The sequence below is a fragment of the Pontiella agarivorans genome, assembly GCF_034531395.1.
In the GTDB taxonomy this organism is placed as follows: Bacteria; Verrucomicrobiota; Kiritimatiellia; order Kiritimatiellales; family Pontiellaceae; genus Pontiella; species Pontiella agarivorans.
Genome location: NZ_JARVCO010000012.1, coordinates 666086 through 679585, shown reverse-complemented (window position 1 = coordinate 679585; position 13500 = coordinate 666086). Strand labels below are relative to the sequence as shown.

At 51.6% G+C, this 13500-nt stretch carries 10 protein-coding genes; 4 read left to right on the top strand and 6 right to left on the bottom strand.

Features of this window, described 5'->3' with window-relative positions; genetic code table 11:
• Positions 1–22 precede the first annotated feature (22 nt).
• Positions 23–1405, top strand: coding sequence for an NfeD family protein (locus P9H32_RS15710; protein WP_322609866.1), 1383 nt, complete (start codon positions 23–25; stop codon positions 1403–1405).
• On the opposite strand, the gene P9H32_RS15705 is transcribed toward P9H32_RS15710, so the two are convergent.
• From P9H32_RS15705 to coaE, 3 genes are all read right to left on the bottom strand, one after another.
• Positions 1406–2359 carry a nucleotidyltransferase family protein gene (locus P9H32_RS15705; RefSeq protein ID WP_322609865.1) on the bottom strand — a complete coding sequence of 318 codons (954 nt, stop codon included), beginning with the start codon at positions 2357–2359 and terminating at the stop codon, positions 1406–1408.
• A 108-nt stretch (positions 2360–2467) separates the two neighbouring features.
• Positions 2468–4126 (bottom strand): transcription termination factor Rho, encoded by a 1659-nt coding sequence (gene rho, locus P9H32_RS15700; protein ID WP_322609864.1) that lies wholly within the window; start codon positions 4124–4126, stop codon positions 2468–2470.
• Between the two features lie 2 nt (positions 4127–4128).
• Positions 4129–4746 (bottom strand): dephospho-CoA kinase, encoded by a 618-nt coding sequence (gene coaE, locus P9H32_RS15695; RefSeq protein ID WP_322609863.1) that lies wholly within the window; start codon positions 4744–4746, stop codon positions 4129–4131.
• Between the two features lie 193 nt (positions 4747–4939).
• On the opposite strand from coaE, the gene P9H32_RS15690 reads away from it, so the two are divergent.
• The gene (locus P9H32_RS15690; protein ID WP_322609862.1) at positions 4940–5545 is read left to right on the top strand and encodes an RNA polymerase sigma factor; all 606 of its coding nucleotides are present in this window, start codon (positions 4940–4942) and stop codon (positions 5543–5545) included.
• Between the two features lie 3 nt (positions 5546–5548).
• Here the strand turns inward: P9H32_RS15690 and P9H32_RS15685 are convergent, their stop codons facing one another.
• Together P9H32_RS15685 and P9H32_RS15680 are read right to left on the bottom strand one after the other, a co-directional pair.
• Entirely contained in the window at positions 5549–7699 is a 2151-nt protein-coding gene (locus tag P9H32_RS15685; protein ID WP_322609861.1) for a serine/threonine protein kinase, read from the bottom strand.
• 58 nt (positions 7700–7757) lie between these two features.
• Complete coding sequence (locus P9H32_RS15680; protein WP_322609860.1) at positions 7758–8399, bottom strand: HAD hydrolase-like protein; 642 nt, start codon at positions 8397–8399, stop codon at positions 7758–7760.
• Positions 8400–8519: 120 nt separating this feature from the next.
• On the opposite strand from P9H32_RS15680, the gene P9H32_RS15675 reads away from it, so the two are divergent.
• Positions 8520–10913 (top strand): ammonia-forming cytochrome c nitrite reductase subunit c552, encoded by a 2394-nt coding sequence (locus P9H32_RS15675; protein WP_322609859.1) that lies wholly within the window; start codon positions 8520–8522, stop codon positions 10911–10913.
• Between the two features lie 84 nt (positions 10914–10997).
• On the top strand, positions 10998–11699 hold the full coding sequence (locus P9H32_RS15670; protein WP_322609858.1) for a hypothetical protein: 702 nt from the start codon (positions 10998–11000) through the stop codon (positions 11697–11699).
• A gap of 22 nt (positions 11700–11721) precedes the next feature.
• Here P9H32_RS15670 and ptsP read toward each other — a convergent pair whose 3' ends face one another.
• Positions 11722–13497, bottom strand: a complete 1776-nt coding sequence (ptsP, locus tag P9H32_RS15665) for a phosphoenolpyruvate--protein phosphotransferase (RefSeq protein WP_322609857.1) — start codon at positions 13495–13497, stop codon at positions 11722–11724.
• Positions 13498–13500 lie beyond the last annotated feature (3 nt).

Here is a 13500-nt window from a genome sequence, read left to right as displayed (position 1 = left end):
TGTATCTAACGGAGAACCCCCTATGCTTCGGACATTTCTATTCACACTGGCCGCCTTGCTCCTGTCCTTCCCGGCAAAAGCCCGGGAAACAAACAGCACACCGCTGGTTTACATCGTTCCAATCAAAAACATGATCGAGCCCGCTCTGGTCTACGTGGTCCGACGCGGTGTCGATGAGGCCGTCAGAAAAAATGCCGATGCCATTATTTTTGAAATGAATACCCCCGGCGGCGCAGTGAACGCGGCTAAGGAAATTATTGATATCATCGGGAATACAGAGATTCCGACCTATACCTTCATTGAACAGGATGCCTATTCCGCCGGCGCCATTATTGCCATGGCCACCCCCAACATCTATATGGCCCCCGGCAGTGTAATCGGTGCCGCCACCCCCATGATGATGTCCCCCATGGGCGGCGTCCAGGACATGCCGGATGAAGTGCAGGAAAAGATGACCTCGGCCGTTGCCGCGATGGTTCGTGCCGCTGCAGAACAAGGCGGTTATGATCCCGAGATGGCGGAAGCCATGGTCCGGGCCGATATGGAATACAGCGTCAACGGAACGGTCATCAGCAAAGAAGGACGACTGCTCACACTCACCAATAAAGAAGCAGAACAGCGCGTCGGCGAAGATAACACCCCCTTGCTTTCCAAAGGTACCGTAAAAAATATCGACGATCTGCTGAAAAACATTGAACTGACCGGTGCCGAAAAACGTGTACTCCAAGTGACCGCTGCCGAAAAGCTGGCCCGACTGATTGCCTCCATCGCCCCCATCCTGATGATGATCGGGCTGGGCGGACTCTGGCTGGAATTCAAAACCCCCGGAATCGGCATTTTCGGCATTGCAGGAGTAACCTGTCTGCTGCTCTTTTTCTTCGGGCATCATATTGCCGGGCTCTCAGGCTACGAGGACCTGATCCTCTTTGCTCTCGGCATCGGCCTACTGGGCCTTGAAATTTTTGTAACGCCAGGCTTCGGCGTTATGGGCCTCTCCGGCCTGCTCCTTATCTTCATCTCTTTTGTCAGCGCGATGAGCGAACGAATGCCCGGATCCTGGCGACCAATTGACTTTTCGCCGGAAACATTTTCAGTTCCTCTGCTAAAAGTCATGATCGCCTTCATCGGCACTTTTATCATCGCAATTCTCGCTGGAAAATTTCTCCCGGAAACCAAAGCACTGAAAAGCCTGACGCTTCAGGATGTGGTGCCAGACCCAACAGAAGACAACTCCCTGCTGGACCGGAAGGGAACGGCACATTCCGACCTTCGGCCCGGCGGAACCGCCCTCATAGACGGACGGAAAATCGATGTGGTAACGCGCGGTGATTTCATCGCACACCAAACCGGAATCCGAGTGGTGGAAGTTCACGGAAACCGGATTGTTGTTGAAAAGATTTCCTGATCAGGAATAGAGATTTTTCTGATAATTTATCCATTCATCGAAGCGCCGATCCATCACAGCCAGATCTTTTTCATTATCCGCATCGAGTGCCGCACCTCCGAAATGGGTATAGACAACCTGGACCCGTGCGCCCAGAACATTGCCGATGCCCTCGGACAGGCGGTTGAAACCGGCTATCGACCGAATCCGGTCTGCCAGTTTCGGATGGCCGTGCCGGTCGTAATACAGCGATAGCTGCATCACAATAAACACACGAAGACCTTTGGCAAAACGGAACCCGTGCGTCAGCGCAGAAAAAAATACCCGGACGATATTGGCCAAACGGGTCTGGTAGCGCCACTCATACATTTTTTCAATGTAATCCAAGTGATCCAGCATCAGCGGCTTGGCCACGTGCAAATTATTATGCCGCATCAGATCTTCTTTCACATGAAAATAGATCATACGAATGCCCGGCGTATCCCCATGCGGGTGATAATACCTGAGGATCTTTTTGGAGGTCACTCCGATGGAATAGTCATATTCATGCATATTCGCACGGTTTAAAAACTCATCCACTTCCTCTGCGAGCAGCATCGGGATATCACAGGGAACCACCAGCACCGGGGTGGATTCATACCCGCTCCCCTTCAGATTCCAGAATTCCTGAGTCTCATCGAGGCCCAACGAACAGACATAGCCGACCTTGAAGTTTTCAATCATATTTTCGCGTTGCTCCACCACCGCAACGTCTTCCGAAATACCGAATATTTCCAACGATTGAATCAGGCGCTCTCGCGGCCCCACAATGACCACCTCGCCGACATGTTCTGCACGGAGCAACGCTTCGAGCACATGAATAAACAGCGGCTTTCCGCGAAGATTCAGGAATGCTTTGTTTTCGTTATGAAGCGCAATACTGGCCCGCCGATCACCAGCCAGCAGTACGGCATTCACTTTTGACGTCGTCTGCATATATCCTCCGTCGTTAAAAACGCAGATTAACCAAGCAGAGCGATCCTGTCAAAAGCCCGCAAAAAAAGGCGGCCGCACGGCCGCCTTTTCCAATCACAGGAACCTTCCCTACTGATTGCCCTGCAGGGTCATAAGAAACTCAAGATTGCTGCTGGTTTTTTTGAGCCGGTTGATCAGTAACTCCATGGCTTCCACTCCCGGCACATCCTTGAGGGCCTTCCGCAGCGTCCAGATTCTGGAAAGCTCATCGGGATGAAGCAGAAGCTCCTCCTTGCGGGTACCTGATTTTTCGATATGAATTGCAGGATAAATCCGCTTATTGACACATTCCCGATCCAGGTGAAGTTCCATATTACCGGTACCTTTGAATTCCTCAAAGATGACTTCATCCATGCGACTTCCGGTATCTACCAGAGCGGTGGCAATAATGCTCAAACTTCCGCCGTTTTCGATATTTCGTGCGGCACCGAAAAAGCGTTTCGGTTTATGCAGTGCATTGGAATCCACACCGCCCGATAGAATTTTTCCCGAGTGCGGCGACGTGGTGTTATACGCACGGGCCAGACGGGTAATGGAGTCGAGCAAAATAATGACATCCTGTCCCTTCTCCACCAGACGCTTCGACATTTCGATCACAATTTCAGCAACCTGGGTATGCCGTTCCGGCGGCTCATCAAAAGTGGAGGCCAAAACTTCCGCTTTGGTATTTCGGCGCATATCGGTGACTTCTTCAGGCCGCTCATCAATTAGCAGAATAATCAGTTTTGCTTCCGGATTGTTGGCCGAAATACTATTGGCCATTTTCTGCATAAGAACGGTTTTACCGGTTCGTGGCGGTGCAACAATCAGACCGCGCTGCCCCTTGCCGATCGGTGCAACAATATCAATTACCCGCATGGAAATCTCTTTCGGATTTTCCACTTCCATCACGAGGCGATCATCCGGAAAGAGCGGCGTCAGGTTTTCGAACGGCACCCGCTTACGTGCATGCTCCGGTTCGTCTTTATTGATTCCCTCTATTTTGTAGAGCGCAAAAAAACGTTCTTTTTCTTTCGGTGCGCGGATGGAACCTTCGATGTAATCACCGGTACGAATACCAAAGCGGCGAATCTGTGACGGAGAAACATAGATATCATCGGGCGCCGGCTGATAACTGTTCAGCGGCGAACGAAGGAACCCGAATCCATCGGGCAGCACCTCAAGCACTCCGCGTCCCTGCAGCGGGCCGCCACGGCGGCCATGATTTTTAAGCAGCTCAAAGATCAGCTGATGTTTGCTGTAGCCCGCATAGTCCTGCAGTCCGTATTCTTCGGCCAGGTTTTTAATGTCGTTAATCGGAGTCACCTGCATTTCGTGCAGGGAAAACGGCGGAAGATTTTCGGTATTCGGCGGCGGCTCATCATTACGGCGCTGCTTATTTTTATTCCGATTCTTCTTATTAAATTTTCCGTTGTTCTGTTTGCCGTTGTTATAGCGCGGGTGATTATTCTGCTTTTGACCGCCCCCACGGTCTTTTTCCTGTTCCGGAACCTTCTGTTCCGGCGCTTTCTGTTCTTCGGCAGGTTTGGACGCCGGCACGTCGGCTTTTATTTCTTCCTTCACTTTGCTGCCGGAAGTTTCGGCCTTTTCTGCCGGAACATCTTCCACTTTTTTTGCAGCCGCTTTCTTTTTCGAAGCTTTTTTCTTCGAAGCTTTTTTCTTTGCAGGTGCCGCCGGTTCTTCAGCAGCGGGTTTAACTTCTTCAACCACGTCTTTTTCGTCGCTCATATTTACCTTTCAAGCATGATGGCCTTGACGGTTTCCCGCACGGCCAGCTCCAGTTCCCCCAGTGTGCCCAGATTGTTAATCACCACATCCGCCCGGCTCTCTTTTTCCGCCAGCGGCATTTGGGAGAGAACTCTTTGTTCAGCTTCTTCCGGACTCAGTCCGCGCTTTTCCAATCGTTGGAAAACAGATGGCTCAGCACTGGAGACACAAACCACGACATCCCAGTTAAGATCATCCATCCCACTCTCAAATAAAAGCGGCAAAAGGACTGCCGAAGGTCTGTTTTCTTTTTTCTGAACGGCCATCCACTTTTCCAATTCCTGCCTGACCGCCGGATGTACCAGCATATTCAGCAGTTGTAGGCGGGATGGCTCCTCAAAAACCATCTTTCCAAGATCCGAACGCGAAATCCGCCCGTCTTCCGTCAGCACATCATCACCGAAATGATGAATTATCTGCTGAAAAACCGGCTTCCCCTTCTCCATCAGATCATGTGCAACACGATCCGCATCGCACACAGCAAAACCCATCTCGCCGAGTATTCGTCCCACTTCCGATTTACCACACGCAATACCACCGGTTATCCCTAATGAAATGGCCTTGCGATGCGAATCCGACATGAATGCTGGAATGGAAGGTTGAGTTGAAATTTCCGGAAATAAAGAGGCGTTTCACCCTGAAACTTATGGACGTTTTAGGGGTTTTGTGCGGACCTGTCAACCCTGCGCCATCGCATTCAAGCAATTATCTCTTTGCATTTTAAGGCCTCTGCCCCTAGCTTAAATATTCGTTTTTAGCAGGAGAAACCGACCCGTGGCGGCAGAAGATCAGTATCAAACTCGAGCAACCCTTATTCAGCGCGTTCAGAACCAACAGGATGAACAGTCCTGGGAAGAGTTCGTCCGCGTATACCGTCGCTACATTTACGCCATCATCCGGAGCATGAATATTTCCGAGCATGATACCGAGGATATCCTGCAGCAGGTGCTGATCAATTTATGGAACAGCCTGCCGAAGATGGAATATGAAAAAATAAACCGCTTCCGCAGCTGGCTCAGTACCGTAACCAAAAACTGCGTAACCGACTTTATCCGTAAACGCACCCGCGAGGCCAACCGACTGGAAAAAGCCAGCAAGGACGACACGCTCACCTACCTTAAAGCCATCCGCCTTCCGGAAATCAACGATATTGCAGAACGCGAGTGGGAAATTCACCTCACCAACATGGCGCTGGAGAATATCGAATCGCTCTTTTCCGGAAAAGCGGTCGATGCATTCCGGCTCACCCTGCAAGGCAGAAGTGTAGAAGAAATCGCCCGGGAGCTGGAACTGAAAGAGAACTCCGTTTACCGCCTCAAAAATCGCGTAAAAGAACGCCTGATTCAGGAAATTCGGCACCTTCGTGACGAACTTGAATAGCCGTTATTTCTTTGTGTCCGACCGCTTTCTCTGCTCCGTCTTCCGGCGTTCCTGCGCAATCTTCTTCAGCCGATCGGCCTCGGCATAAGTCCCGACGACCTCCATCCTTTCTCTCAGCGCGGCAATCGTATCTTCCGGAAACTTATTCACATCCATCACAATACGCTTCAATCCCAATGAATTGAGCTGATTCAGCATGGAGGATTTTGATTTTCCGGAAATCGCCACGCCGGAAATTTTCAGTTCGTCCAGCCGCATTCCGCGCAACTCATACAGATGCTCAATCCGGGTATTGCTCAAATCCAGCGATTTCAACTTCAGCGGCTCGAGCACGTTACGGCGATATACGCCGATGATATTAATTGAAAATACAGTATAGGGCGCTCCTTTGAGGTCCAGCGTTCCGCCTTCTTTCGACCACGTATACTTGAGCCCGTTCTTTTTCGCATAGTTTGTATAGTTCAACTTATCCAGCACGGCGGCCGCCAGCGGCTCATAATCCACCGCTTTAGCACGCGAAGGCCGGCGACGCATATGATGGTAATACACATAATAAATGGTCATCTGCTGAGCAGCATTCGATTCATGAATCAGGTCCGCCAACTGCCGGTCGGTGAGCTGCTTTTTATCCACCGTTTTTATTTTTGCATATTTTTCGCTCAGCGTACGCAGCTGCCCGATTCGCTTCGACTCACCGGCTTTCTCGAAACTGTCATTTGCAGCATTAAATTCCTGCAGCACAAAGTGGAGAATACCTTTCTGTTCATAGAGGTTCTGCCGCTTAACCGTATCCACATTTTCCTTCAGCCCGGTTTCGAGCAGAAGAATCATAGAAGCGGCATTAACAAAGTCGCGACTGCGCACAGTATACGAAACCGCTTCCCCCAGATTCACCCCGAGCTGCTGCCGCTGCTGCTGTTCCTTTTTATACAGCTGAAAATTGGCTTCCGCATTTTTCCGTGCAGCAACCGCCTCCGCTTTCTCATGGGCAATTTCAACCAGATAACCGGAAATAACAAAGGCGAGGATAATCAGGAAGGAAATCAGCAGAAATGACATCCGGCTGTGACGTTGTAGCAGCAACGAGGTTTTGATGATCCAGCCCGCATGTTCTGCTTTGGTCGGGTGCCCGCTCAGAAACCGCTGAATTTCAGACCGCAACGCAAGCACCCCGTCATAACGATCCGCCGGATCGAGAGCCAGCGCTTTCATAATGACAGCCACCAGACTCTTCGGAACCCGGCGCTCCTGCCGCCGGCGCCGCGGAGAAATTATCTTTCCCGCCCGTGTATTCTGAATAACTTCATTAGCCGAACTACCCTCCACCGGAAGCTGATAGGTCAGCAGATTATAAAGCAGCACACCAAGCGCATAAATATCGGTTTTCTCGTTTTTTTCTCCATAAGCCTGAGTCTGCTCCGGCGCCATGAAGCCCGGCGTGCCCTTCAGCGTGCCCGACAGCGTCATATCATTCAGAATATCGCCGTCCAGCTCAGGTGAATCTTCAACATCTTGGTCAGGCGTTCCATGAATGACACGTGCCAGCCCCCAGTCGCAAACCAGTACCTCACCGAATTCACCAACCCGGATATTATCGGGTTTAATGTCCAGATGAAGCACCCCCCGCGAATGGGCATAGGCAATGGCTTCACAGATTTTCAGAAAGATATTCAGAAGGGTTTCAATCGGGTAGTCCATCCGGTAGGCGGCATCGCCGTCACGCAGCTTACGGATAATGGTTTTCAGACTGTCCCCGGGGATCAGCTCCATGGAAAAGAACGGCTCACCCTCCTCGTCCAGCCCCATATTATACACCGGCATGATATTCGGATGGGCAAGGTTAGCCGTCAGGCGTGCTTCGCGAAGAAACTGCTCAAGATCCTGAGGTGCTTTATTCCGAACGGCGCGGGCCATGGCAATACGACGGTCGAGCCGGTGATCGTGAACCAGCGAAATCTTTTTTTCGCCCCCTTCAGCAATTTCCTCAATGACCTGATACCGATGCTTATCCTGTTTCAGTGAATTAAGAATCGGCGTCAGAGATTGAACTTCCTCCTCAGACATCGTGAGAGCGTCGGTATCATAAAAACTGGCAAGCGTTTCAAAACGCTCGCTGAAATCGCGTTCAAGTGCCTTGCTGTCCCCGTCGTCCATTATCCCTTCCAATGGTTGGAAACTTCCACTATATCGTCTTTCCAATCATTGGAAACCGTTAAACCGCTGGAAATATAGCAAGCAGCTCTGCCGGATCATTCACCAGAAAATCCGGCTTCACTCTGGCCAGTGCCTCCGGGGTATTCAGCCCCCAGGAAACCGCCACCGTTTTTGCCCCGGCATACCGGGCACTTTCCACATCAATGGTCGTATCCCCGATATAGTAAAGCTCGCCGGGATTCAGTCCTCTGCTTCGGATGTACTGTTCCACCCGTCGGCGTTTGCTCAAAATTGAACGCGTGGATTCAACCTCATCGAACCAGTTAATCCGGTGCCGGGCCAGAAAGGTCAACACATTTTTACGACGGTTGGACGTGAGAATATCCATGATATAGCGTCCACTCTCATGAATCTGCGTAAGCACATCCACCAGACCGTCCGGAGGCAGAATCTGATCCATCGAAGCGTGCATACGCCGACGCGCATGGATCGCAATAATCGGCACCTTCCAAAGCGGTATACCCACATGATCAATAAACTCACGAACGGTCAAATGACGCGCCGCAGAGATCTCCTCAGCCGGAAGATGCCGATATCCGTAAACAGGCGACAAGCTGTTGAACACCTCATGAATCAACATCATGGTTTCTGCCAGCGTACCGTCAAAATCAAATAGAATTGTCTTTTTCGTCTCACTCATTCAGGGCGTTAAGATAGCGTTAGCGAGGTGTCAAAACCAGTAGATTCGCGCCGTCTTATTTAATGAATTCCCTCTTTAAGCACTGTACTTTCCGAGAAAAAAAAACTAGAAAATGAAAACATGAAAAAGCTAACCATACTTGCCGCCCACTCCACAGCACTTCTTTTATCTGCAACCACGGTTTCTGCCATCGATTTCACGGATCAGGGAGAATATCTCGGCTCATCCGACTGCCTGGTCTGCCACGAACGGTTTTATGAACTCTGGAGTACGTCGCATCACGGCAAAGCCATGGAGGCCTTCAGTGCACGCCTCGTGAAAACCATGAAACCGATGACAGAGCCGCTCAAACTCGGTGATGAATCGTTCATTGTTGAATTCGATGATCAGGGCGGTGTTCTTCACGGAACACTCGCCGACGGCACAGAAAAAACCTGGCGAATCCGCCACTCGTTCGGCGGCCGAAACGTGCGCTATTTTCTGATTCCACTGGAAAAAGGGAAACTGCAGGTTGCACCGGTCGCCTATTATGTCCATAGCGGCGAGTGGTATGATGCCACCGGCAGCATGGTGCGCGATTTTCAAGACGACGGCCCCTCCGATGCCGCCGTACACTGGACCGACCGTTCACTCACCTTTAATACATCCTGTCATGACTGCCATGTGAGCCAGCTGGAAAAAAACTACAATCCCGAAGACGATTCCTACAACACCACCTGGCAGGAAGAAGGCATTAACTGCGAGGTTTGCCACGGCCCCGCCGAAGCCCATGTAAAAGCCGCCGAAGAAGCCGCAGCAAAAGGGGAAGAACTAAAAGAGCTCAAACTGCTGCGCTTCCACGAAGACCTGAACCTTGAGCAGCGCGATTCCACCTGTGGTCCCTGCCATGCCAAAGGCCAGATTCTTACCCGCGATTTCACTCCGGGAGAACTCTTTTTCGACCACTACGACCTCACCTCCTACGAAGACCGCGATTTCTGGCCCGACGGCCGCGACCTCGGCGAAAACTACACGCAGACCGCCTGGATGGCCAATCAGTGCTCCATTTCCGGGCAGCTGGAATGCATTCACTGCCACACGTCGAGTGGACGCTTCCGCTTCAAGGACAATCCGAACCAGTCCTGCCTGCCATGCCATCAGGAACGCGTAGATAATATTCTCGAACATTCACACCACAGCGCCGAAGCCGGTGTTACCTGTGTGGACTGTCACATGCCGACCACCGCACAGGCCTTCATGTCGCGCTCCGATCACACGTTCCGCCCGCCATCCCCGCAGGCAACACTTGAATTCGGCTCACCCAACGCCTGTAACCTCTGCCACAACAACCCCGAAGCCATTATGGGCGATTATCAGGGCCACAAAAAAGAGGATGTCGAGTGGGCCGCAAAATATGTCAAAGAATGGCACGGCGAAAAATCCGGCGAACCGGTCCTTAAACAGGGGCGCATCATCAGTCTCTGCCGCGACGGCGATTGGGATCGCCTCCCGGAAATTCTGGCCTTTTTCGACGATAAAGACTGCGACCCGGCAGTAAATGTTGCGATGCTCCGCCTGCTGGTCAACTGCCCCTATCCCGAAAAATGGCCCAAAATGCGCGAACAGCTGAACCATGAACACGAATGGGTTCGTGCCGCCGCCGCCGCATCCATTCAATACGATAACTCCCACGAAGCGACTAAAGGACTGTTAAAGCTCTGCTCCGACCGTTTTCGTACCGTTCGTATCCGCGCCGCACAATCACTGCTGGCCCGAAACCTCGCGGGCTACTCCGACGCCGAACGCGACACCTATGAAAAAGCACACGATGAATACTGGAATTCACTGATCATCTGGCCCGACCGCTGGTCCACGCACTATAATCAAGGCATTTATTACGACCGCATCGGCGATCCCGAACATTCGCTGGCCGCCTACGAAAAAGCGATGGAACTGCGTGACGATGTTGTACAGCCGCTGATTAATGCCTCAATGGTGCATGCCCGTACCGGCAACAGTACCAATGCCTATGAAATGCTTCAGCGTGCATTGAAAATTGAGCCCAACAGCCCGATGGTCAATTTCAACCTTGCTCTGCTGGATGCCGAATTCGGAAAAATGAAAGAAGCCGAAAAACATCTGAAAACCGCCCTGGCTGCCGAACCTGAAATGGCGCAAGCCGCCTATAACCTCGGCATTCTGCTGGCGCGAAAAGGCGAAGACGAAGGATTCCAATGGTTGAAAAAAGCAGCGTTGCTGGTTCCCGAAAACTGGAACTACACCTCCTCTTACCTGTATTTTCTGCAACAGGCCGGACGTGCTTCCGAATCCGAAAACATGATGCGCCGGGTCGTCGATTCCGGACGCGCCGCCCCCGAAGCCTATTTCACGCTCGCAGGCACTCTGGAACAACAGGGTCGTATTTCCGAAGCCCTGGAACTTTACAAAAAAGCTAAAATCGCCAAGCACCTCCCCATGGAAGCCAAACGCTACGCCGCCAATCAGGAACGTCGACTGCGTTCCGGCGCACAATAAAATCCGTACCCTTTCCAAGGGATGGAACCCGTTGATTTCAACCCTTGGAAATGCTACCTACCCGGCATGTGGAAATTCATTAAAATGCTGATCGGCATTGGGCTGATCCCGCTTTGCTGGGCCGTCTCCGTGGCAATTTATGCCCTGTATCAGGATTCCGTCAGCACGGCATCGACTCATCCGCACGAAGTATGGGCCCTCCCGGCCGGATTCACAGCGTGGGTGGTGATCTATTTCATCCTTCCGCGTCCGGTCCGCACTTATGTAATCGCCCATGAACTCACACACGCCCTCTGGGCCTTGATGATGGGCGGACGTATCGGAAAAATGAAAGTCGGTAAAGACGGCGGCCATGTTGAACTCTCCAAAACTAATTTTCTAATTACGCTGGCTCCTTACTTCTTCCCCTTTTACACGGTTATCCTGATTGCCGTGTACTACCTGCTGTCATTCTATATCGATGTCGAACCGTATCGAATCTGGTGGCTGTCCGGCGTCGGCCTTACCTGGGCCTTCCACATAACCTTCACCATCAGCATGCTGGCAGAACGCCAGCCCGATGTTCAGGAACATGGACGAATCTTTTCGTATGCCGTCATTTATATTGCGAATCTTCTGGTGATCGGCCTATGGATGGTGATGGTCGGAACACCGAAAACTGAAACATTCCTGAATCTGCTGAAAACCGACACGGTCGCAGTCTACAGTGATACATGGCAGTACATCGAGCGGGGATGGGAATACTGCGTAATGCGGATTCATGAAACCCGTGTCAGCGATTCCTGAAATTCGAATAACCGGAACCGTTTTACTCGGAAAGTTCGAGTATTTCCGGGGCGATTGTCCGAATCAGATCATGACACAGCCGCTCCACATGCTCGGCCGAATGCGAATTCAACGCTTTCTGGGCCAGCTCAACAGCACTGGAATAGTAGAGTTTCCGGATCACATCCTTAATCAGCGGAGCCTGTGACGGACTGACCGAAAGCTCGTCCACCCCCAACCCGATCAATAACGGCACAAAGGATGCAGTGGACGCCATCTGACCGCAAACGCACGTCCACAGTCCATACTTATGACTCACATTCACAACGTGATCAATCAGTCTGATAATGGCCATATGCGTGGGGGTATACAGATGGGCCACGTTTTCATTTCCACGATCCACGGCCATCGTGTATTGGATCAGATCATTCGTCCCTAAACTGAAAAAACTGACATGCGGTGCAATGATATCGGCGATCAAGGCAGCAGAAGGCACCTCAATCATCGTGCCAATCTGAATATCCTGATTAAACGGAATTCCCTCTTTGCTCAACTCCATCATACACTGGCGCAACAGCGTATTTGCATCCCTCACCTCACGCACACAGCATACCATCGGATACATCATCCGCACGTTATCATACACACTGGCTCTCAGAATGGCACGAAGCTGGGTTTTAAACAGCTCCGGCCGTGCAAGACACAGCCGAATCGCTCGATCCCCCAGAAACGGATTCAATTCGTCCGGATTCTCAAACCCCACCGGCATTTTATCCGCGCCCAGATCCAGTGTGCGGATCACCACCGGCGACGGATACTGACTTTTCGCCGCACGGATATAGGCCTCCGCCTGCTCATCCTCCGAAGGGAGTTTTTCGGCCCCCAAAAACAGAAATTCTGTCCTGAACAGACCGATACCTTTTGCACCGCGCGCATCCACCCCGTCCAGTTCTTCCAACAGTTCAATATTAGCCGTAATCGGAACCAGATAGCCGTCGAGCGTCTCCGGGGCCTTATCGCGCAACGATTCGAGTTCACTGCGGATCTGCTGCTGTTCCTCGGCTCGTTTACGGTATTCCTCCAGGCGTTCCTCGCTCGGATTAACAAATACCAAGCCTTTTGCGCCGTCGAGCAAGACTAAATCCCCGGGCGAAACCACTGCGGTGATATTATGCAGTCCGACCACCGCCGGAACTTCCAGTGCTTTGGCCATAATGGCCGTGTGCGATGTAGAACTGCCCAGATCGGTTACGAAAGCCTTGACCAGATTTCGATCGATACTGGCTGTATCCGAGGGGGCCAGATCGTGCGCCACCACAATACAGGGTTCTTTCACCTGTTTCATGCGGTCGATGGTCTCTCCGGCCAGATTGGCCAGAATACGCTTCGTTACATCCCGGATATCAGCAGCCCGTTCGGAGAGATAGGAATCCTCCATTTTCGAAAGCATTTCCGCATACCGGTTGGACACGGTCTGCAGTATAGGCTCTACATTGATCAGCTCATTTTTAATGGAGCGGATAACCTCTTCAATAAACGTGCGATCATCAACCACCAGAATGTGGGCATCAAAAATGCTCGCATGCTCATCGCCCAGCACTTCAGCCACCTGCTTCTGGATATGCTTAATCTGCTCGTGAGTAGCAATCAGCGCTTCCTCAAAGCGGGCTATTTCAACCGGAACTTCATCCGCTGAGATTGACCGCCGAACCGCTTTTTCAGTCTGAGGAGAAAAAAGCCGGCAGGTATATACCGCAATCCCCGGAGATACGCCGATCCCCTTCAGGGCAATCTCGTTTTTCACCTGTGTTTTAGACACCGG

Bases quoted from the DNA above. Each gene is read 5' to 3' on its own strand.
- P9H32_RS15670 (WP_322609858.1), top strand. From the start codon at position 10,998: ATGCTGATCGGCATTGGGCTGATCCCGCTTTGCTGGGCCGTCTCCGTG.
- P9H32_RS15675 (WP_322609859.1), top strand. From the start codon at position 8,520: ATGAAAAAGCTAACCATACTTGCCGCCCACTCCACAGCACTTCTTTTA.
- coaE (WP_322609863.1), bottom strand. From the start codon at position 4,746: ATGTCGGATTCGCATCGCAAGGCCATTTCATTAGGGATAACCGGTGGT.
- P9H32_RS15680 (WP_322609860.1), bottom strand. From the start codon at position 8,399: ATGAGTGAGACGAAAAAGACAATTCTATTTGATTTTGACGGTACGCTG.
- P9H32_RS15685 (WP_322609861.1), bottom strand. From the start codon at position 7,699: ATGGACGACGGGGACAGCAAGGCACTTGAACGCGATTTCAGCGAGCGT.
- P9H32_RS15705 (WP_322609865.1), bottom strand. From the start codon at position 2,359: ATGCAGACGACGTCAAAAGTGAATGCCGTACTGCTGGCTGGTGATCGG.
- rho (WP_322609864.1), bottom strand. From the start codon at position 4,126: ATGAGCGACGAAAAAGACGTGGTTGAAGAAGTTAAACCCGCTGCTGAA.
- P9H32_RS15710 (WP_322609866.1), top strand. From the start codon at position 23: ATGCTTCGGACATTTCTATTCACACTGGCCGCCTTGCTCCTGTCCTTC.